Origin of the sequence: Stenotrophomonas testudinis, from assembly GCF_024499815.1 — a bacterium.
In the GTDB taxonomy this organism is placed as follows: domain Bacteria; phylum Pseudomonadota; class Gammaproteobacteria; order Xanthomonadales; family Xanthomonadaceae; genus Stenotrophomonas.
Window position 1 is genome coordinate 110180 of the sequence record NZ_JAMOKY010000008.1, and the last position, 19030, is coordinate 129209.

At 68.6% G+C, this 19030-nt stretch carries 20 protein-coding genes; 8 read left to right on the forward strand and 12 right to left on the reverse strand.

The features are described 5' to 3' along the window. Window positions 1–41 precede the first annotated feature (41 nt). Window positions 42–806: a lytic transglycosylase domain-containing protein gene (locus NQ204_RS07475; RefSeq protein WP_116865414.1), complete on the reverse strand. Its 765-nt coding sequence runs from the start codon at window positions 804–806 to the stop codon at window positions 42–44. 514 nt (window positions 807–1320) lie between these two features. Continuing rightward, window positions 1321–2694: a D-serine/D-alanine/glycine transporter gene (gene cycA / locus NQ204_RS07480; RefSeq protein WP_256643486.1), complete on the reverse strand. Its 1374-nt coding sequence runs from the start codon at window positions 2692–2694 to the stop codon at window positions 1321–1323. Window positions 2695–2910: 216 nt separating this feature from the next. On the opposite strand from cycA, the gene NQ204_RS07485 reads away from it, so the two are divergent. Continuing rightward, on the forward strand, window positions 2911–4530 hold the full coding sequence (locus NQ204_RS07485) for an EAL domain-containing protein (RefSeq protein WP_256643487.1): 1620 nt from the start codon (window positions 2911–2913) through the stop codon (window positions 4528–4530). Between the two features lie 81 nt (window positions 4531–4611). Here NQ204_RS07485 and NQ204_RS07490 read toward each other — a convergent pair whose 3' ends face one another. Both NQ204_RS07490 and NQ204_RS07495 read right to left on the reverse strand, forming a co-directional pair. Continuing rightward, window positions 4612–5796, reverse strand: coding sequence for an MFS transporter (locus NQ204_RS07490; RefSeq protein WP_256643488.1), 1185 nt, complete (start codon window positions 5794–5796; stop codon window positions 4612–4614). Then, on the reverse strand, window positions 5793–6971 hold the full coding sequence (locus tag NQ204_RS07495; protein WP_256643489.1) for a serine hydrolase domain-containing protein: 1179 nt from the start codon (window positions 6969–6971) through the stop codon (window positions 5793–5795). The genes NQ204_RS07490 and NQ204_RS07495 overlap by 4 nt, the downstream gene beginning before the upstream one ends. Before the next feature lie 214 nt (window positions 6972–7185). Here NQ204_RS07495 and NQ204_RS07500 point away from each other — a divergent pair, with 214 nt between their 5' ends. Together NQ204_RS07500 and NQ204_RS07505 are read left to right on the forward strand one after the other, a co-directional pair. Then, the gene (locus tag NQ204_RS07500) at window positions 7186–8085 is read left to right on the forward strand and encodes a LysR family transcriptional regulator (RefSeq protein WP_116865137.1); all 900 of its coding nucleotides are present in this window, start codon (window positions 7186–7188) and stop codon (window positions 8083–8085) included. 244 nt (window positions 8086–8329) lie between these two features. Next, entirely contained in the window at window positions 8330–9973 is a 1644-nt protein-coding gene (locus NQ204_RS07505) for an ATP-binding cassette domain-containing protein (protein ID WP_256643490.1), read from the forward strand. 50 nt (window positions 9974–10023) lie between these two features. Here the strand turns inward: NQ204_RS07505 and NQ204_RS07510 are convergent, their stop codons facing one another. Further along, a complete protein-coding gene (locus NQ204_RS07510; protein WP_116865136.1) occupies window positions 10024–11349 on the reverse strand; it encodes a GTP-binding protein in 1326 nt (441 codons plus the stop codon). 188 nt (window positions 11350–11537) lie between these two features. Further along, a complete protein-coding gene (locus tag NQ204_RS07515; RefSeq protein WP_243402682.1) occupies window positions 11538–11849 on the reverse strand; it encodes a hypothetical protein in 312 nt (103 codons plus the stop codon). A gap of 48 nt (window positions 11850–11897) precedes the next feature. Between NQ204_RS07515 and NQ204_RS07520 the strand changes: the two genes are divergently transcribed. The 3 genes from NQ204_RS07520 to NQ204_RS07530 all read left to right on the forward strand — a co-directional run bounded on the left by NQ204_RS07520 (window position 11898) and on the right by NQ204_RS07530 (window position 13598). After that, on the forward strand, window positions 11898–12326 hold the full coding sequence (locus tag NQ204_RS07520; RefSeq protein ID WP_116863357.1) for a hypothetical protein: 429 nt from the start codon (window positions 11898–11900) through the stop codon (window positions 12324–12326). A 65-nt stretch (window positions 12327–12391) separates the two neighbouring features. Continuing rightward, window positions 12392–12715, forward strand: a complete 324-nt coding sequence (locus NQ204_RS07525) for a hypothetical protein (RefSeq protein ID WP_116863356.1) — start codon at window positions 12392–12394, stop codon at window positions 12713–12715. Window positions 12716–12755: 40 nt separating this feature from the next. Continuing rightward, window positions 12756–13598: a class I SAM-dependent methyltransferase gene (locus tag NQ204_RS07530; protein ID WP_256643491.1), complete on the forward strand. Its 843-nt coding sequence runs from the start codon at window positions 12756–12758 to the stop codon at window positions 13596–13598. A 15-nt stretch (window positions 13599–13613) separates the two neighbouring features. Here NQ204_RS07530 and NQ204_RS07535 read toward each other — a convergent pair whose 3' ends face one another. From NQ204_RS07535 to NQ204_RS07545, 3 genes are all read right to left on the reverse strand, one after another. Continuing rightward, a complete protein-coding gene (locus NQ204_RS07535; RefSeq protein WP_256643492.1) occupies window positions 13614–14582 on the reverse strand; it encodes a polysaccharide deacetylase family protein in 969 nt (322 codons plus the stop codon). Window positions 14583–14663: 81 nt separating this feature from the next. Next, window positions 14664–15209: an RNA 2'-phosphotransferase gene (locus NQ204_RS07540; protein WP_207776469.1), complete on the reverse strand. Its 546-nt coding sequence runs from the start codon at window positions 15207–15209 to the stop codon at window positions 14664–14666. 51 nt (window positions 15210–15260) lie between these two features. Further along, window positions 15261–15908, reverse strand: a complete 648-nt coding sequence (locus tag NQ204_RS07545) for a hypothetical protein (protein ID WP_256643493.1) — start codon at window positions 15906–15908, stop codon at window positions 15261–15263. Window positions 15909–16019: 111 nt separating this feature from the next. Here NQ204_RS07545 and NQ204_RS07550 point away from each other — a divergent pair, with 111 nt between their 5' ends. After that, window positions 16020–16739, forward strand: a complete 720-nt coding sequence (locus NQ204_RS07550) for a hypothetical protein (protein WP_256643494.1) — start codon at window positions 16020–16022, stop codon at window positions 16737–16739. 4 nt (window positions 16740–16743) lie between these two features. Here the strand turns inward: NQ204_RS07550 and NQ204_RS07555 are convergent, their stop codons facing one another. From NQ204_RS07555 to NQ204_RS07565, 3 genes are all read right to left on the reverse strand, one after another. Beyond that, on the reverse strand, window positions 16744–16911 hold the full coding sequence (locus tag NQ204_RS07555; RefSeq protein WP_256643495.1) for a hypothetical protein: 168 nt from the start codon (window positions 16909–16911) through the stop codon (window positions 16744–16746). Window positions 16912–16932: 21 nt separating this feature from the next. Then, window positions 16933–17745 carry an alpha/beta fold hydrolase gene (locus tag NQ204_RS07560; RefSeq protein WP_116863350.1) on the reverse strand — a complete coding sequence of 271 codons (813 nt, stop codon included), beginning with the start codon at window positions 17743–17745 and terminating at the stop codon, window positions 16933–16935. A 180-nt stretch (window positions 17746–17925) separates the two neighbouring features. Further along, window positions 17926–18381, reverse strand: a complete 456-nt coding sequence (locus tag NQ204_RS07565) for a hypothetical protein (RefSeq protein ID WP_256643496.1) — start codon at window positions 18379–18381, stop codon at window positions 17926–17928. A 155-nt stretch (window positions 18382–18536) separates the two neighbouring features. Between NQ204_RS07565 and NQ204_RS07570 the strand changes: the two genes are divergently transcribed. Further along, window positions 18537–18944 carry an XVIPCD domain-containing protein gene (locus NQ204_RS07570; RefSeq protein ID WP_256643497.1) on the forward strand — a complete coding sequence of 136 codons (408 nt, stop codon included), beginning with the start codon at window positions 18537–18539 and terminating at the stop codon, window positions 18942–18944. Window positions 18945–19030 lie beyond the last annotated feature (86 nt).

Sequence of the window (19030 nt, forward strand, 5' to 3'; positions counted from 1 at the left end):
GCTCGCGTCCCGCCACACCCACAGGTCACGCCGGGGGACTGCTACTTCGCCGGTACTTCGCTGCGGATGCCCATCGCCTCGCGATAGCGCGCGTACAGCGCCATCACCTTGTCCACGTACGCCAGGGTTTCGGCATACGGCGGCACGCCCTTGTAGCGGGTGACCGCCCCGATGCCGGCGTTGTAGGCGGCCGCCGACAGCGCGCGGTCGCCGTTATAGCGGCGCAGCAGGGCACGCATGTAGCGGGCGCCGCCGTCGATGGACTGCTGCGGCGAGAACGGATCGCGCACGCCGTATTCCAGTGCGGTCTCCGGCATCAGCTGCATCACGCCCTGCGCGCCCTTGCTGGAGACGGCCAGCGCATCGAAGTTGCTTTCGGCGTGGGCGATCGCGCGCAGCCAGGCGTCGTCGACGCCGGTGGCCTTGGCGGCTGCCTTGAACTGCTTGGCGTGCTGGGCCAGCTGCGGCTTGCCGACCTTGCCCAGGCCCTCGTGGGCGGGCTCACCGGGCGGGGTGGCGACGGTGAATTTCAGGAACACGCGCGAGCCGGGCAGGTTGCGGGTGGAATAGACCAGCTTCCCGTCCTGCTCGCGTTCGTACAGCACGCCGCTGAACACGCCCATGTTGCCCCACAAGTTAGGGGTCTGGATGGCGTTGTCGTCGATGTCCTTCGGGGTACAGCGCGAGCCCGGTTCCGGGGCGGTCGCCAGGCTGACGGTGTTGCCCTGCACGCAGCGGTAGACCGTGCGGGCGCTGGCCAGGCCCGGCAGCAGCAACAGGGCAACGAGGGCGAGGCGGAGGGTCATGGCGGCCGGATGATCCGGCTGCGCCCGCGAAATCCGGGTGAATGGAGTGGGTTTTGGCAGGGCTGCGCCCTGCGCCTGCCGAGGCAACGGCAAAAGCTGGCTATACGTGAGTTGGCGGGGTGGGTCCGGTGGCAGGGGACGCCGTGAACCCCCAGTCCGGCCCAGCCGCTGGCGGCTGTGCGTTCGGGCGCTTGCGAAGCAGTGCTTCGCAAGCAAAGCGCCCTCACCCATGGGGGCTTGGTCGCCGCATCCATGCGGCTCACACCCCTGCCACCGGACCCACCCCGCCTTCGACAGTTCCCCGCGAGCTGAAGGAGCGGCGTTCTGCTTTGGTGGGTGCCGACCGTTGGTCGACGCGGGGGGGGGGGGGGGGGGGGGGGGGGGGGGGGGGGGGGGGGGGGGGGGGGGGGGGGGGGGGGGGGGGGGGGGGGGGGCGGGCGCGCCCCCCCCCCCCCCCCCCCCCCCCCCCCCCCCCACCCCTCTGGATATCGGTCAATGTGAGTGACGCGATGGCTTACTTCGCCTTCCTGCTCCGCACCCAGTAGCCCACGCCCAGCAGCACGAACCAGACCGGGCTGGCGATCAGCGCCTGGCGGGTGTCGGCCTGCAGGCTCAGCAGTACCAGCACGCCGGCGAAGAACACCAGGCAGGCCCAGCACATGGCCACGCCACCGGGCATCTTGAAGATCGAGGCGGCATGGCGCTCCGGGTAGCGGCGGCGGTAGACCATGTAGGCCACCAGGATCAGCGACCAGACGAAGATGAAGAGCACCGTCGCCAGCGTCGTCACCAGGGTGAAGGCGGTCACCAGGTTCGGGATCAGGTAGATCAGCAGGGTGCCGCCCAGCAGGCACAGGCACGAGAACAGCAGGCCGCGGGCCGGCACCGCCGCGCGCGACAGGCGCGACAGACCACGCGGGGCGTGGCCCTCTTCAGCCAGGCCGTACAGCATGCGGCTGGTGGAGAAGATGCCGCTGTTGGCCGACGACGTGGCCGAGGTCAGCACCACGAAGTTGATCAGGCTGGCCGCGGCGGGGATGCCGGCCAGCACGAACAGCTGCACGAACGGGCTCTTGTCCGGCACCACCTGGCGCCACGGCGTCACCGCCATGATCGCCACCAGGGCCAGCACGTAGAAGATGATGATGCGCACCGGGATCGAGTTGATCGCCTTCGGCAGGTTGCGCTCCGGGTCGGCGGTTTCGGCGGCGGTGGTGCCCACCAGCTCGATGCCGACGAAGGCGAACACCGCGATCTGGAAACCGGCGAAGAAGCCGACCAGGCCCATCGGGAACATGCCGCCGTCGTTCCACAGGTTGGACAGCGAGGCGGTATGCCCGCTGGGCGAAGTGAAGCCCCAGACCACCAGACCGGCACCGGTGATGATCAGCGCGCAGATGGCCACGATCTTGATCAGCGCGAACCAGAACTCCATTTCGCCGAACAGCTTCACCGTCACCAGGTTCAGGCCCAGCAACAGCATCACGCACAGCAGTGCCGGTATCCACGCCTGCAGCTCCGGGAACCAGAACTGCGCATAGGCCGCGATGGCGATGACATCGGCGATGGCGGTGACGATCCAGCAGAACCAGTACGTCCACCCGCAGAAGAACCCGGCCCAGGGGCCGAGCAGGTCGGTGGAGAAGTCGATGAAGGATTTGTACTGCAGGTTGGACAGCAGCAGCTCGCCCATCGCGCGCATCACGAAGAACAGCATCGCGCCGATGATGAGGTAGACGAACAGGATGGACGGACCGGCCAGGCTGATGGTCTTGCCCGACCCCATGAACAGGCCGGTACCGATGGCACCGCCGATGGCGATCAGTTGCAGGTGGCGGTTGGACAGGCTGCGGCGCAGGTGTTCGGGGGGCGTGGCGGGCTCGGTCATGGGCGCGGGAAGGGGCGGGTGAAGGGGCGGGTGAAGTCTCCGACGGTAGTCCTCTGCGGTGCCGAGCGCCAGCGCTGGAAGGGCTGAAAGCGTCAAATCGGAAGCACACGCGACCCAACCATTCCCCCCGGGCCTGCAACATGCTCAGATAGTGCATCCGACCAAGGACCGGCCCGCCATGCGCAGCGCCCTGCCCCGCCCCCTGGAAAACCTGCCATGAGTCGCCTGGGCGTCATCATCGCCGCGATCCTGCTGGCGATCCTGGCGGCGGTCGTGCCGATCACTGCGATGGTCTACGCCACCTGGAAAAGCGCGGTCGGGCTGGAACAGCAGCGCCTGCACGAGATCGCCGAGCGCGCCCTGCGCCGCGCCGACGTCTCCTACCAGGAATCACTGGCGGTGCTGAAGGCCGCCGAAGCCTCGCGCCTGCCGCCTTGCAGCCCCGAGCACGTGCGGCGCATGCAGACGCTGGTGATGACCACGCCCTCAGTCGACCAGATGGGCTATTTCGAGGGCGGAAAGCTGCGCTGCACCTCATGGGGCATGTTCGAGGGCGATGTCAGCCAGCCCACCCCGGACCATGTCACCAGCGATGGCGCCGGCATCAAGGTGGACGTGCGCCCGCAGTCCACCGAGCAGCGCAAGGTGCTGTCCATCCTGTACGGCTCCTACGACACGCTGGTCGACCCGCGCCGCTTCGTCGATGTCATCGCCGATCCGCAGGTGCGTCTGGCCCTGGCCAGCCCCGACGGCCGCCTGCTGTCCAAGCAGGACGGCATCAACCCCGACCTGCTGCTGCAGCAGCTGCGCCAGCCCGGCGAGGGCCTGGACGACGACACCCTGTACGCCACGGCCCGCAACAACGATTGGCTGGCCATCGCCACCGGCCCGCGTACCGCCCTGGCCGCCACCTTCCGCCAGCAGGCCTGGCTGTTCGTGCCGGTGGGCCTGCTGCTGGCCGCTGCCGGTGCCGGCGTGGTGATCTGGCTGTCGCGCCGTCGGCTGTCGCTGCGCGGCGAACTGTCCATCGCCATCCGCCGCCGCGAGCTGTACCTGCACTACCAGCCCATCATCGAACTGGAGACCGGCATCTGCGTCGGTGCCGAGGCGCTGGTACGCTGGCAGCGTCCCGACGGCACCCAGGTGCGCCCGGACATCTTCGTGCCGCTGGCCGAGGAACACGGCCTGATCGCCGCACTCACCGACCTGGTGATCGAGAACGTGGTGTCGGACATGCGCGAACTGCTGGTGCATGACCGCAGCGCGCACATCGCCATCAACCTTGCGGCCGAGGACATCATCAGCGGCCGCGCGTTGAAGTCGATCACCCAGCGAATGGCCGGCAGCGGCATCCTGCCTCAGCAGATCTGGCTGGAAGCCACCGAGCGCGGCTTCCTCGATGCCGACCGCGCCCGCACCATGCTGGCCGCCGCACGCCGTGCCGGCCACAGCATCGCCATCGATGATTTCGGCGTGGGCTATTCCAGCCTGCAGTACCTGGAGCAGCTGCCGCTTGACGCGCTGAAGATCGACAAGTCGTTCGTCGATGCCATCGGCACCGAAAGCGCGACCAGCCCGGTCACCCCGCACATCATCGACATGGCCAAGGAGCTGGGCCTGTGGGTGGTGGCCGAGGGCGTGGAGACCGAACCGCAGCTGGCCTACCTGCACAGCCAGCAGGTGCAGTTCGGGCAGGGCTGGCTGTTCTCGCGACCGCTGCCGCGTGATGCGTTCATCGCCTTCCACCACCAGCGCCAGCAGCGCTACGGCACCGCGCGGGAGGACATGCAGAACCCGCGCAGCGTGCCCATCGAGCGGGCGGCCGCGGAAGAGTAACGGCCAGTAGATCCACGCCATGCGTGGATGAAACCGCCCTGGTAGTGCCGGCCGCTGGCCGGCATCCCCATGCAATGGCCGCTACACCCAGGCCTTCGGCCGCGCCCACAACCACGCCGCGCACACCGCCAGCAGCAGCAACGGCAACCACGCCAGCTGCCCCGCCCCCACCGACTGCAGCACCACGCCACCGGCCATGCCACCGGCGGCAATCGCCAGGTTCCAGCCGGTCACCAGCATCGACTGCGCCAGGTCCGCCGCCGCGCCCGCACGCCGCGCCACCGCGGTCTGGAACAGCGTCGGCACCGCGCCAAACGCCACGCCCCACAGCACGCTGGCCAGCAGCAGCACCTGCGGCACGCCCGGCCACAGCAGCAGGGCCAGCACCGCCAGCACGAAACCGGCCACGGCGGCCCACACCAGCACGCGCAGATGGCGATCCACGCCCCAGCCGGCAATGCCGATGCCGGCGACGGCCGCCACGCCAAATGCCAGCAGCACGCGGTCCAGCCAGTGCTGCGCGTTGGCCAGGATCGCCAGCGGCTCGATGTAGGTGTAGAGCACGTTGTGCGCCAGCACGTACAGCGCCATCACCAGCAGGGTGCTGCGTACCCCCGGCAATCGCCAGACGCTGCCCAGCGGCGTGCGTTGGCCTCCACCGGCTGCCGGCAGCGCAGGCACCGCCCAGCGCACCCAGCCCAGCAGCAGCACCGCCAGCAGCGCCATCAGCCCGAATGCCCAGCGCCAGCCAATCTGCTGGCCCAGCAGCGTGCCTGCCGGCACCCCCAGCGAGAGCGCCAACGGTGAACCCACCATCGCCACCGCAATCGCCCGCCCCTGCAGTTCGGGCACCACCAGACGCGCGGCATAGCCGGCCACCAGCGACCACAGCAGGCCCGCACCCACGCCGGCCAGGAAGCGCACCACCAGCAGCAGCGTGTAGTTGCTGGTCACCGCGGTCAGCGCATTGACCACCACGAAGCCGGCAATCGCCGCCAGCAGCAAGGGCCGACGCGGCAGCCGCTGGGTCAGCGCTGTCATCGGCAACGCCGCCAGCACCGAGCCCAGCGCGTAAACGCTCACCAGCTGCCCCACCGCGGCATCGCTCACGCCCAGACTCTGCCCCATCGGCCGCAGCACACCGGCCGGCAGGGTTTCAGTCAGCAGGGTGATGAAGCTGCCACCGGCCAGTGCCAGCAGCCCGTTCCACGGCAGACGCGTGGCCTCGCCCGCAGGCGACGACGCATCGACGGCATGCCCGCTCATCGCACCGCCTCCAGATCGCGGTACACCGCATTGCGCAGCTCATCGACGAAGGCGCCGTGCATGCCCTCGTACAGGGTGTTGGTGAGGGCCACCACGCTGAGGCCGCGCGCGGGATCGACGAACCAGCTGTGGCCATAGGCACCGCCCCAGCGCCAGGTGCCCACGCCCTGCGGCGTGCCCGAAGCGGCCGCATCACGCAGCACCGCAAAGCCCAGACCGAAGCCCCAGCCCGGCGGATCGGGCGGCCCCTGCTCGCCGGCCTGCACGCGGCCCATCTCTGCAGCCAGCTCCGGCGGCAGCAACGCAGACGCCTGCACATCGCGCAGCGCTTCGAGCACGGTCATCACCTCATCGGCGCTGCCGACCAGCCCTGCACCGGCCGAGGCGTAGCGACTGGCGTCGGTGGCGCGCGCCAGGCTGTATTCGATGCCCACCGTGCCGTCGAAGGGCGCGACGACCTCGCCTTCCTGCAGCCGATGCGGCTGCGGCGCATCGCTCACATAGGGCGTCGCCAGGCGCGCGCCCTGCGCGGTACGGAAGCCGGTATCGCCTAGGCCCAGCGGCTGCGCCAGCAGGCGTTCGAACAACTGCTGCAGCGTCTGTCCGCTCGCGGCTTCGGCAACGGCACCGGCCACATCCACGCCCAGGGAGTACAGCCACTGGCTGCCCGGTGCGAACAGCAGCGGTACCTGCCCGATGCGCTGCACGTTGTCCTGCAGGCTCAGCGGGTTCGCGTCCATGCCATCACTGACGCCGGCACGCGCATACGGCCCCTGCGCATCCGCTTCCAGGAAGCGATAGCCGAGACCGCTGGTGTGGCTCAGCAGCTGCCGTAGGCTGATCGGCGGCACGCTGCCATCGGCCAGCGCCGGGCGGAAGGTCGGCAGCCAGCGCTGCACGGGGGCATTGAGGTCGAGCACGCCGTCGGCTACCAGGCGCAGGATCACGGTGGTCAGCAGCGGCTTGCTCACCGAGGCCAGGCGGAACAGCTGGTCGCGCTGCATCGGCGTGTCTGCCTCACGGTCGGCCAGAGCGGTGGCGCTGGCATGGCGCAGCACACCATGCTCGCGTACCAGCACCACCGCGCCCACGAGGCGTTGCGGGTGGGCCTGCTGCAGCACGTGGGCCACGCCGGGCAATGTGGGCGTGGGTTCGTCGACAGGAAGAGCGCTCATGGGGCAATCCTTTGGGGGAGGGTCGCCACGTTAGGCAGCCAGCGCCTCGGCAAAAAGTGGGTCAGCGCTCCGTGCTTCGTGGACCCCCAGGTCCGCAATCGGCGGCCTGCGCGGACTACCACGGCGCACAGGACCTGCACCGCAGTGTTGCAACGGCCCGCTGGCCGCCCGCTGCTACTGGCCCTACCCTGCGGTTTTCCCGCCGCGCTTCCGCATGTCCGTCCTCGACAATCTCGCCAACCTGCAGACCTTTGTGCATGCAGCCGACACCCGCAGCTTCGTCGAGACCGGCCGCCTGCAGGGCATCTCCGCCTCGGCCGCCGGCAAGTGCGTGGCGCGGCTCGAACACGCGCTGGGCGTGCGCCTGTTCCATCGCAGCACGCGCAGCATCACCCTCACCGCCGAGGGCCAGCTGTTCCTGGCGCGCTGTCGCCGCATCCTCGCCGAGCGCGATGCCGCACGCACTGAGCTGGCCCAGCCACACGCCGCACCCAGCGGCACCCTGCGCATCAGCCTGCCGCTGGTGGGCGACCTGACCCTGCCGCTGCTCGCCGATTTCATGGCCGCCTACCCGGACATCCGCCTTGATCTCGACTTCAGCGACCGCTTGGTCGATGTCATCGAAGAAGGCTTCGATGCCGTACTGCGCGTGGGCGAGCCCAGCGATTCGCGGATGAACGCCCGGCGCCTGGGCGTGTTTCCGCGGCGCATCGTCGCCTCACCGGCCTACCTGCAGCGGCGCGGCGTGCCCAAGGTGCCGGCCGACCTGCTGCAGCACACGCTGTTGCACTACAGGTTCCCCAGCAGCGGCAAGCTGGAGCCGTGGCCGATCCAGTGGCCAGACGAACAGGCAGCACAGGAACTGCCCGTGCATATGGTCGCCAACACCATCGAAGCGCGGGTGGAACTGGCCCTGCGCGATATCGGCCTGGCCTTCGTACCGGTGCACTCGGTGCGTGATGCCATCGCCGATGGCCGCCTGGTCACCGTGCTGGATGAGCACGTGCATTCCTGCGGCACCTTCCACCTGCTGTGGCCCTCCGGCCGCCATGTGCTGCCGAAGCTGCGTGTGTTCATCGATTTCATTGGCGCGCGGCTGGATACCGTGCCCTGATCGCTCTTCTGGATACCGTGCCCTGATCGCCTTTTGTAGAGTCGAGCCATGCTCGACTGCGCTTCGAGAACAGTCGAGCACGGCTCGACTCTACAATTGGCATGCCCTGCGGGCGCTATAATCCCCTCATTCCTCCAAGAGGCTCGCGACCAATGCGCCAGTGATGCCGCCGTCTTTCCACTAGACGGCCCGACTCTTCCCGCCCCTGTGCGCAGGGGAGAACCAGGCATCCCATGGAGGTCGCATGACCACGCATTCCCTCGCGCTCGATCGCGTGTCCTATCGGTTGGCCGATGGCCGATCGCTGTTTTCCGAACTCTCGTTTTCCTTTGAACCGGTGGCCACCGGTCTGGTCGGTGCCAATGGCACCGGCAAGAGCGTGCTCGCGCGCCTGCTGGCCGGGCAACTGACGCCCGACAGCGGCCAGGTGCGCGGCAGCGGCCGGGTCTTCCTGCTGCCCACGCCCGGCTACCCGCCACGCGGCACCGTGGGCGAACTGGCCGGCGTCGGCGCTGAACTGGCCGCGCTCGCACGCATCGAAGCCGGCAGCGTCGACGAGGCCGAGTTCGCCTGCATCGGTGATCGCTGGGACCTGCGCGAGCGCCTGCAACAGCAGTGGCGTGCCCTCGGCCTGCCCGATGATCTGCAGCCGACACAGCCGGCCGCGCGCCTCAGTGGTGGCCAGGCCATGCGCGTTGCATTGTCCGGCGCATGGGCCAGCGGTGCCGATTGGCTCATCCTCGACGAACCCAGCAACCATCTGGATGCACGCAACCTCCAGCAGCTGTACCAGCAGCTGCAGCAGTGGCCGGGCGGGCTGCTGGTGATCAGCCACGACCGCGAGCTGCTGGCCCACATGCAGCAGATCGTGGAACTGGATGCGCACGGGCTGCATCGCTATGGCGGGCCGTGGCAGCACTACGCCGAGGCACGCGCCGCCGAGCGCGATGCCGCAGCCGCCCAGTTCGACCATGCGCGCGCCCAGCACCGCCAACAGCAGCGCAGCGCACGCGAACAGCAAGAGCGCCAGCAACAGCGGCAGGCGCGCGGCAACCGCGATGCGAAGCAGGCCAATCAGGCACCGATCCTGCTGGGCGGGCAGAAACAGCGTTCCGAGGCCACCCAGGGTCGTGCGCAGCAGATCCAGGCCGACCGCCTGCAGGCCAGCGCGCAGCAGTTGCGCAGTGCCGCTGCCGCCGCGCAGGCGGCACCCGAACTTGCACTGTTCGCCAGCGAAGGCGAGCGTGGCAGCACGCGGCTGCTGCAGGCCCACAACCTGGTGCTGCCGCATGGCTGCAGCGCACCGTTGCAGCTGGATCTCCGCCGTGGCCAGCGCATCGCCGTGGTCGGTGACAACGGCAGCGGCAAGTCCACCCTGCTGCGCGTGCTGGCGGGCCAGATGGATGCGCGCGCGGGCGAGGTGCAGCGGCATGCGCCGCTGGCGCTGCTGGACCAGCAGCTGCTGGCGCTGGCCGGCGAGCGCAGCATCCTCGATACGGTGCAGTCGGCCAATCCCACGGCTGCCCCCGCCGAGCTGCGCACGCGGCTGGCCCTGCTCGGGCTGGATGCACAGCGCATCCAGCGGCCGGCCAGCAGCCTCAGCGATGGCGAACGGGTAAAGGGCGCACTGGCCGGCGTGCTCTATGCGCAACCGGCACCGCAGCTGTTGCTGCTGGACGAGCCCGGCAACGCACTGGACCTGACCGCTCTGCAGGCGCTGGAGTCACTGCTCGGTGCGTGGGAAGGAGGCCTGGTGATGGTGAGCCATGACGCCCACCTGCTGCGCGCGTTACGGCCGACGCAGGTGCTGCGGGTGGGGCCTGATGGCTGGCAGTGGCGCGACGCAGACCCCGGGCCGGATTCCTTTTGCCAAGCAGAAGGGCTCTGACCCCCGCCCGATGATCCCGCCATCCACGCATGGCGTGGATGCTTCTGCCCTCAACGCTTCCACACCGGGAACGCCTGCGGCAACTGCTGCCACAACAACGGCCCGGCGCGCAGTTCACCGTCATTGAGCAGGCACGCATCCAACGTCGCACGCACCGCGCGCTCATCCATGTGCACACCAATCACCACCAGCTCCTGCCGGCGGTCACCCCATAGCGGGTGCCACAGACGCGCCATCGCCGCATGCGCATCCCCATCGGGGAATTCCTCCAACCCCGGCAACGGCGCGCTCCAGCAGTCCGCCTGCTGCCGCGCCCAGCCCAGGTCGCTGTACGGCAGCGGCGTCGGTGGCAGCAGCGGCGTCGTGTCCTCTTCGCCGGCACGCACGCGCTCTCGCGCCGCATACCAGAAGCCAGCCGCCTGCGTGCGCGTCGCCGCACCCACGCTGCTCAGTTCGCCCACCCAGTCCATGCGGTTGGCCAGCCAGAACCAGCCCTTGCTGCGGATCACCCCGGGCATGCCCTGCTGCAGCGCGCGGGCGAAACGCCCCGGATGGAACGGCCGGCGCGATCGATAGACGAAACTGCCGATGCCGTATTCCTCGGTCTCCGGCGTGTGCTCGCCACGCAGTTCCTTCACCCAGCCCGGCGCCTGCTGCGCACGGTCGAAATCGAAGCGGCCGGTATCCAGCAGCTCGCGCAGCGGCACATCGCCAAACGACGACAGCAGCAGCTTGGCATCACGGTTCAGGCCACGCAGCACCGCCAGCGTGTCCTGCAGCACGTCCTCGTCCGTCTGGTCGACCTTGCTCACCACGATCACGTCGGCAAACTCCACCTGCTCGCACAGCAGGTCGACCACACCGCGGTCATCGTCCGGGCCGGCCTGCTGGCCGCGCTCGGCCAGGCGCAGGGTCGAACCGAAGTCGGCCAGGAACGCGCTGCCATCGACCACCGTCACCATCGTGTCCAGCCGTGCGATATCGCTCAGGCTGAAGCCCTGTTCGTCGCGCACCGCGAAGGTGGCGGCCACCGGCATGGGCTCGCCGATGCCGGTCGATTCGATCAGCAGGTAGTCATAGCGACCGGCGTCGGCCAGGCGTCGCACTTCCTGCAGCAGGTCGTCGCGCAGCGTGCAGCAGATGCAGCCATTGCTGAATTCGACCAGCGTTTCCTCGGTGCGGCGCAGCTCGGCGCCCCCGTCGCGCAGCAGCTGCGCATCGATGTTCACCTCGCTCATGTCGTTGACGATGACCGCCACGCGCAGCCCGTCGCGGTTGCGCAGGATCTGGTTGAGCAGGGTGGTCTTGCCGGCGCCGAGGAAGCCGGACAGCACGGTGACCGGCAGGCGGCGGTCGGCGCGGGAAACAGGGTTCATGCGGGGCGGAGGGCTGTGGATGGAAATGTTACTATATAACATTATGCAGGCACGACCCAGCTGCGGAGTTGCCGGCTGTAGAGCCGAGCCCATGCTCGGCTGCTCCTGCCCAAAGCAGCCGAGCATAGGCTCGGCTCTACAAAAGCAGAGGCAGCCGAGCATGGGCTCGGCTCTACAACAGCGGTCGCCTAGAGCTTGAACAGCATCTGCAGCAGATAAAGCTTCAACGGCAGTGCGCTTGCCACCGCGCCGCCGATGCCCAGCCACGCATAGCGCTCATCCCGTGCCCGCGCGGCCACGGCCAATCCCAGACCCACGACGGCGGCCGCCAGGCAGCCCATCCCCACGCCAAGCGCGCGCCCATCGCCCATCAGCGTGATCCACCCATGGACGCCATACCCGACCGGCAACCCCAGCCAGCTTGCGCCACCGCACAACGGTGCCCTGCTCTGTGACATGTCCGCTCCGGTCTGCCTGCTGGCCATGTTGACACTGGCCATGCGCTGGCCGTGTCTACACTGCAAGCATCACCCCGCCGGAACACCACCATGGTCCTGCTGCGCCCGGTCCCGGCCGTCGTGCTGATTGCTGCAAGCGTACTGCTGGCCGCCTGTTCCGGCGGCACCCAGCTGCCGTTCTCCTCCGATCCCCTGCAGGGCTGTTTCAGCACCAGCACGCGCAAGCCCGCCGAGTTCCGCATCGACAAGGAAGGCAGCCAGTACTTCGTGTCCTTCGAGCGCGACGGCCACTGGCAGCGCGAACCCAACGCCCTCAGCCAGGCCAGCCGCAGCGACATCGCCCGCTACTTCCGCGACGATGCCGAGCAGATCGACAGCGCGCTCCTCCGCCGCGCCGGGGGCTTCGGACTGTTCCACACCCGGCGCGGGGCCTCGCTGAAGGCCAAGGCAAGTGACAGCGACTACATGGCCCTGCTGCTGATTGGTGCCGGGCCGGTGTATGCGGTGAAGTGCGACTGATCTGCAACTTTCCTGATGGCGTAGCGCCGCAGCACATCCGAGGCTGGCCACTTTGGGGCCTCGCCATGCTCTTCTCGCTGCTGCTCACCGTGGTGCCGGCCACCACCACCGGTGCCTATGACGAGGTACGCCAGGCCGACGATGGCCGCACCCTGGTACTGCGCACCATCGAGTGGGAAACCGACGATGGGGAGCGCACCCGGGTCACGGTGCACTGGCAGCTGCTGGACGACGGCAGCATGCTGTATGAGTACTCGCGGCAGCCGCCAGCCACCCAGGCCGTGCATCGCCGGGCCTGCGCACTACAAGGCGGCGAGCCGTCCACCGGCGTCAGCTTTCTGGCCGGCTCTGGCACCACCCATGGCTTCGGCTGCAGCCGCCCGCCCTAGCGGGTACCATGCCCTCCCCCGCCCAGCCCCGGTACCCGCCGTGCCCCATTACACCGGCCCCCTGCTCACCCGCGACAGCGCTGACGCTCTGCGCCGCGCGCACGACAAGGGCGCTGCCGACTGGCAGGGCTCGCTCGATCTGGGCCGCAGCGAGGAAACGGTCGGTCTGGATGCCGAAGGCTTCAGCTTCCGCGGCCAGCACTACCCGTGGCCGGGCAAGCTGAAGGACCGCACGCTGTACTACTGGGACGGCGAGGACTTCGCCTCGATCTCGCGCTTCAGCGGCTCGCTCATCAAGCTGGTGCCCACCGAATGGGGCGCGCCCACCTTCGAGATCGACGGCATCAAGATGCTGCCGACCTCCAAGCTGTCGCCGTTTGAACACGCGCGCCGCAAGGTCGAGCTGGTTGCGCCGGCCGGCAAATCCATCCTCGATACCTGTGGTGGCCTCGGCTACTTCGCCGCGTGCGCGCTGGAGGCCGGTGTCGGCCAGATCCGTTCGTTCGAAAAGAACGCCGACGTGATGTGGCTGCGCACGCTCAACCCGTGGTCACCCGATCCGGACTCCGCTGCCGCTGGTGGCCGCCTGCACTTCGGCCAGGGCGATGTCTCGCAGCAGATCGAACAGGTCGCCAGCAACAGCGTCGATGCCATCCTGCACGACCCGCCGCGCTTTGGTATCGCCGGTGAGCTGTATTCGCAGGCGTTCTACGATCACCTGGCCCGCGTCATCCGCAAGGGCGGCCGCCTGTTCCACTACACCGGTGCGCCCAACAAGCTGACCAGCGGCCGCGACGTGCCACGCGAAGTGGCCAAGCGCCTGGAAAAGGCCGGCTTCAAGGCCGAGCTGGCGCTGGACGGCGTGCTGGCCGTCAAGCGCTGACGCACACGCGCTGGCCTACTCGTATTCCACCTTGGCCAGCGTCTTCACCCACTGCGGCACAACCGGCTCAGTACCGTAGTAGTCCTTCGGTTTCTTCTCCGCCATCGCCCAGCGGTGCAGCCAGCTGGGGCCGTAGCGCCCGTCATAGCCCTCGGTACCACGTGCATACGCCGGGTCGCGCACGGCCTCTTCCAGCGGAACAAAGCGGTAGCCACGCCGCTTGGTCGCGGCCACCAGCTCGGCGAAGGTCGCCGCGTTCAGTTCATTGGCATGCATCAGCCACACCTGCGGCAGCGCGTAGCCCAGCAGCGCCTGCGACTGCTGTTCGTAGTAGTCCAGTTTGTTCAGCATGTACGGCACATAGCCCTTGCGCAGGCGCGCCAGGGTCGCCGCGCGATCGGGTGAATCCGGCTGCTCGTTCATCACGTTGGCGTAGGCGAAGGCCCACACCCACTCGCCGTTGTCGACGGTCACCGGCGCAATGCGGTAGCCGTGCTCGGCGAAGAACGTGTCCATCACCGCGCGATCCTGCGGCGTGCGGCCGGCGCGCAGGTACGGGTGGCGCATCCATTGTGGCACCTGGCCACGCTCGGCCAGCAGCGGCTTCAGCACCTCCTCGCCGCGCAGGAAATCCTGCTGGAAGGCCGCCACGCCCTTGGCGTTCAGATCCATGTGCGACCAGGTGTGGTTGCCCAGCTCATAGCCGGCATCGCGCCAGTCGCGCAGCATCTGCACGCGCGCCGGCTGCACCACGCCATCCACTTCCAGCTTGTTGCCGTTGACGAAGCCGACCACCGGCACACCGGCCTGGTGCAGCTGCGCCATCAGCGCCTCGTGGCGCGCCTGCAGGTCGGCCGGCACGATTTCGTCCAGACGCGCCCACGGCAGGTCATCGATGGTCACCGCAATACGGCGGTCCACTTCACCCGCCTGCGCTACCAGCGAGAGCAGCAGCAGGGGCACGGCACGCAGCAACGAACGCATCGGCAGATCCTTGTTCCGGCAGGAACGGCCACTGTACCTGCGCGTGGCCCGATGCAGCCAGTCGCCTCGACCGGCGCCGCTTCAACCTGCGATATAGCGCGGCGGCACGTGCGCGGTCAGCCACACACCGTTGGCCGACTGGTAGAAGCTGAGGCCATCGGCATGCATGCGCCCCGCATCCACGCTGAGGATCACCGGCGTGCCGCGGCGCGAGCCCACCTGGAAGGCGGTGGCGCGGTCCGGCGACAAGTGCACATGCTGGCGCTCACCCGGGCGCAGGCCCTCGCTGGCAATCGCTTCAAGGAAGCGCGGCACGGTGCCGTGGTACAGCCACGGTGGCGGCTCCAGCGCCGTCAGGCCGAGGTCCACCGCGATCGAGTGGCCCTGGCTGGCGCGGATGCGCTGGCCGTCGTCGCTGATCGCAAAGCGCTGCTTGTCGTTGTCCTGCACCAGCTGCTGCAGGGCATCGCGGTCCAGCCGCACGCCATGCGCGGGCAGCCTCGCCAGCAGGTCGTCGATGTCAGCCCATCCCTGCGCATCCAACGGCAGGCCGATCTTCTGCGGTTCATGCCGCAGTACCAGGCTCAGGAACTTGCTGGCCCGTGCGAATGAAATATCCTTTTCCATCGGCATAGCGTGACGCACACGGGCCAGTTACGCCAGCGCCCACGCACGTACTTACTCCGGCGCAGGCATCGGCAGCGCGCGCCACAGCCACACGCCGATCACCGTCGCGGCCAGCAGTACGCCACACAGCACGATGGCCAGCGCATCCGGCGCCTGCGGCACCAGCAGACCGGCATCGGACAGCAACTGCGGCAGCGTGCGGTGCGCGGGCAGCATCGCCGTCGCGTCCCGCGACGCCGGCTCGGCCATGCACACCATCGGCAGCGTGCTGACCAGGCCCGCCCACACCTGCTCGTACAGGCGCAGCAGCAGCACGGCCAGCGCACTGGCCAGCAGATGCAGGCCCAGCAGCCCCCAGACGCTGCGCCGGTGCAGGCCCCGCACCTGGTGCAGCCAGTGCAGGCTGACCACCACCGTACCCAGCAGCGAGCACAGCAGTGCACCCACCACCACCCAGCACACCGGCTGCCAGTCATCCAGCGCACCGGCGCGCGCCAGCAGATGCTCTGCCGCCTGCATGCGTGCCAGCGGATCGCCGCCACCGCAGGACAGCAGCAGTGGCAGTTCGGTGGGCTCCAGCAGCAGATCCAGGCGGTGGTGGAAGTAGCCCACCGCCAGCGCCACCGATGCCAGCGCCAGGCCGTGCAGCAGGAACAGCGTCAGTCCCGCGCCAAAGAAGCGCCGGAGGCGGGCGGTCATGGGCATCATGCAGTGCATCCCGGCAAAGGTTGCGCATCCTAGCGATGCCACGCCGCGCTGTCGGCAGGCAGATGCGACATCGCCGGGTGGATGCGCGATCATGAGTGGCCCATGGAAACGCGCACAGGAGTGCCGCCAGTGCTGGAGCTGTACCTGTTCGTGCGAATTGCCCTGCCACTGCTGGTGACCGCGGGCATAGGCTGGCTGGTCGCCCGCGTCATCAACACGCGTCTTTCGCGTCTACCGCCGCGTGAAGTGCCGCTGCCCGAACACAGCCGGCTGCCCAGCCCTGCGGCGCAGCGCCGCTACCGGCGCCTGCGCAGGCGCCGCCCCAACCTGCGCAGCATACGGCTGCAGCCAAAGATTCCGCGCAGCTGGGTCGCCATGGCAACCGCGGTGTTTATCTGCAGCGTCGCGGCCTGCGCGCTGCTGATGCCCAACGGCGCGCGTTTCCAGGTGATGGTGGAAAGCCTGCGCGGCTACCCGGCCACCGTCATCGAGGTGCAGGTACCTGCCGCCCAGCAGGACGCACTGCTGCAGGCGTGGGCGCCGGTGCTGCAGCAGACCGCACGGCCAATCACCATGCGCTACCGCGTGGCGCGCACGGCGGGCATGACCGAGGTACATGACGTGCTGCCAGTGCAGGTGCGCCGGCGCGGGCAAGTGCTGCAGATCGCCACTGCGCAGCCGGTGGACGCCCACGCACTACGCGAGGCCCTGCAGGACTGCGTGCCGCTGCCGCCGGCGACAATCAACATGCACGAGCGCAACGTAGCGCCCTGGCGCGAAGCCGGTTGGCAGGCGCTGGCGCCAGCGCGCGCGGCAGAGTGATGGCTCAGCCGCGCGGCAGCTTCGCCGCCCACATGTTGTCGACCAGGTTCGGGTAGCGCCGCCCGTTCTCCTCCGCGCGTTGCCGCGCGGCGGCCTTCTGCGCATCCGAAAGGGGCTGCTTCTTCCCCTTCGGGTTGGGCTTCTTCCATGGGGGCGTGCGTACGGTAGCCATGCCGTCGGTCTACTCGGGACGTTACTTCTTGAGGAAGTTCAGCAGCGCCAGATTGAAGTCGTCGGCGTGGCTCGTGTTGCAGCCATGCGGCGCATCGTTCAGCACGACCAGCTCGCTGCCGTTGATGGCTTCATGCGTACGCTTGCCGGAGCCCTCGAACGGAACCGTGGCGTCGCTGTCACCATGCAGCACCAGGGTCGGCACGCTGACCTTCTTGAGATCACCACGGAAATCCGTCGTGGCGAAGGCCCTCATGCAGCCGAGCGCCGCTGTCTGATCCGACTGGTGGCATAGGGCGATGGCAGCCTGGCGCTCATCCTCGGTCACCTTCAACTTGCCGTTGGCGCTGAAGAAATCACGCGTGAAGCTGTCAAAGAATGCCTCCCGATCCTTTGCCAGGCCACCGCTCATCTCGTCGGCCTTGTCCTGGGTCAGCGGGCCCTCGGGATTATCGTCGCTCTTCAACAGATACGGCGGCACGGCCGAGGCGAACACCACGCTGTGCAACCGCTCTTGGCCATGATTGCTGATGTAGCGAGCTACTTCGCCACCGCCCATCGAGAAACCGACCAGAGTGACGTCCTTCAGATCGCGCTCTTCGATCACCGCCGCCAGATCGGCGGCCAGGGTGTCGTACTCGTAGCCGTCGGCGGGCTTGTCGGAGCGGCCGAATCCGCGCCGGTCGTAACTGATCACGCGGTAGCCGGCATCACGCAGGATCGGCACCTGGGCCTTCCACGCTTCGGCCGACAGCGGCCAACCGTGAATGAGAACGACCGGGCGACCGGTGCCACCGGTATCTTCAACGTGCAGGCGGACGGAGGGGGCGGTCATGGCAGCTCCTGTGGGGAAGGGGGCTCCTATTCTTGGCGGGCCCACCGATAGCCGCCGTGAGGGAATCGGCCTCTACCGTGACACGGTGTGCACAGACGACGCAGCGGTTGCCCTTGGTAGATGCCAACCTTGGTTGGCATGGCGCGCAAGCGCCCGTTTCGTGCCAACCAAGGTTGGCACCTACCAGGAACGGCTTACCCGGGTCAGCATCCAGCAGCCATAGCGGCGCGCGAAGGTGTACTGCTCGGCCTGCGCATCATCGCCCAAGCGCACCTGCTGCCCCTCGTCGGCCAGCGGCGTGATGGACGGGGCTGCCCGCAGCGTGGTCGCACGCAGGCGCCTGAAGCGGCCAGGGCCCGCCTCCCGGCTCAGTTCGGTGACGGCCTCGCCTTCGCCACTGGCGCCGTATGCCGGTACCTCGTATTCCAGCGGATCGCTGGTGTAACGCACGCGCACGCGGTCATCGGCCAGATCAGTGAAATAGCGCAGGAACTGTGTGAAATCCTGCGAAGGACAGCTCGGATCGGCATCACCCACCGGCACGCCTTGCGCCGCGTCCTGCGCCGCCACGCTCTGGCTGCAGGCCATCAGCACCGCCGCCAGCCAAGGCGCCAGCGTCCTGCCCCTCTGTTTCATCCCCATTCCCCCAACCCGCCTTCGTCCATTCATGGTCACTACGGACGCCATCCCCTGCGTCCCCCGCCCTACAGGCTAACAACAAAGGCATTTCCGGCGCAGCCGCCGCCCGTTCTACACTTGGGGCCCCACGCGCGGCCGCACGGAGCACAGCGATGACCCCTGACCATCCCCAGTACAGCCTCCACCAGCAGATCCGCCAGGGCGTGGCGGATCTGGACGAGAAGCATGGCCGTGCCTTCGACACGACCAGCGAGAACATGACCGCCAGCCTCACCGTAAAGGCGCGCGAACAGGGCCTGGAACGTGCCGACCACGTGGTGGTCAGCAACGCCACCGCGCAGCATCCGGCCGGCCACAACATCTTCGTGGTGCAGGGTGACCCGGCCAACCCGGCCCACCTGCGCGCCATGCTGCCCACCGCCGAAGCCGCACAGACCCCGGCCGAACAGTCGCTGCAGAAGCTGGGCATCGCCCCGCAGCAGCCGGCCATGGGCCTGCAGCCGGAACAGCAGGCGCGCGAGCAGGAACAGCAGCAGAACCCGGCGCACCGCCTGGGCTGATCGCGGCCCTGTAGCAACTGTCTTGTTAGGCGGAGGCCATCTGGGCCTCCGCGTCCCGCTTGCGGGCGTTGAGGATCACCAGCATC

Excerpts from the sequence above, each read along its gene's own strand:
- NQ204_RS07475 (WP_116865414.1), bottom strand. The coding sequence starts at position 806 with ATGACCCTCCGCCTCGCCCTCGTTGCCCTGTTGCTGCTGCCGGGCCTG.
- cycA (WP_256643486.1), bottom strand. The coding sequence starts at position 2,694 with ATGACCGAGCCCGCCACGCCCCCCGAACACCTGCGCCGCAGCCTGTCC.
- NQ204_RS07485 (WP_256643487.1), top strand. The coding sequence starts at position 2,911 with ATGAGTCGCCTGGGCGTCATCATCGCCGCGATCCTGCTGGCGATCCTG.
- NQ204_RS07490 (WP_256643488.1), bottom strand. The coding sequence starts at position 5,796 with ATGAGCGGGCATGCCGTCGATGCGTCGTCGCCTGCGGGCGAGGCCACG.
- NQ204_RS07495 (WP_256643489.1), bottom strand. The coding sequence starts at position 6,971 with ATGAGCGCTCTTCCTGTCGACGAACCCACGCCCACATTGCCCGGCGTG.
- NQ204_RS07500 (WP_116865137.1), top strand. The coding sequence starts at position 7,186 with ATGTCCGTCCTCGACAATCTCGCCAACCTGCAGACCTTTGTGCATGCA.
- NQ204_RS07505 (WP_256643490.1), top strand. The coding sequence starts at position 8,330 with ATGACCACGCATTCCCTCGCGCTCGATCGCGTGTCCTATCGGTTGGCC.
- NQ204_RS07510 (WP_116865136.1), bottom strand. The coding sequence starts at position 11,349 with ATGAACCCTGTTTCCCGCGCCGACCGCCGCCTGCCGGTCACCGTGCTG.
- NQ204_RS07515 (WP_243402682.1), bottom strand. The coding sequence starts at position 11,849 with ATGGCCAGTGTCAACATGGCCAGCAGGCAGACCGGAGCGGACATGTCA.
- NQ204_RS07520 (WP_116863357.1), top strand. The coding sequence starts at position 11,898 with ATGGTCCTGCTGCGCCCGGTCCCGGCCGTCGTGCTGATTGCTGCAAGC.
- NQ204_RS07525 (WP_116863356.1), top strand. The coding sequence starts at position 12,392 with ATGCTCTTCTCGCTGCTGCTCACCGTGGTGCCGGCCACCACCACCGGT.
- NQ204_RS07535 (WP_256643492.1), bottom strand. The coding sequence starts at position 14,582 with ATGCGTTCGTTGCTGCGTGCCGTGCCCCTGCTGCTGCTCTCGCTGGTA.
- NQ204_RS07540 (WP_207776469.1), bottom strand. The coding sequence starts at position 15,209 with ATGGAAAAGGATATTTCATTCGCACGGGCCAGCAAGTTCCTGAGCCTG.
- NQ204_RS07545 (WP_256643493.1), bottom strand. The coding sequence starts at position 15,908 with ATGACCGCCCGCCTCCGGCGCTTCTTTGGCGCGGGACTGACGCTGTTC.
- NQ204_RS07550 (WP_256643494.1), top strand. The coding sequence starts at position 16,020 with ATGGAAACGCGCACAGGAGTGCCGCCAGTGCTGGAGCTGTACCTGTTC.
- NQ204_RS07555 (WP_256643495.1), bottom strand. The coding sequence starts at position 16,911 with ATGGCTACCGTACGCACGCCCCCATGGAAGAAGCCCAACCCGAAGGGG.
- NQ204_RS07560 (WP_116863350.1), bottom strand. The coding sequence starts at position 17,745 with ATGACCGCCCCCTCCGTCCGCCTGCACGTTGAAGATACCGGTGGCACC.
- NQ204_RS07565 (WP_256643496.1), bottom strand. The coding sequence starts at position 18,381 with ATGAAACAGAGGGGCAGGACGCTGGCGCCTTGGCTGGCGGCGGTGCTG.
- NQ204_RS07570 (WP_256643497.1), top strand. The coding sequence starts at position 18,537 with ATGACCCCTGACCATCCCCAGTACAGCCTCCACCAGCAGATCCGCCAG.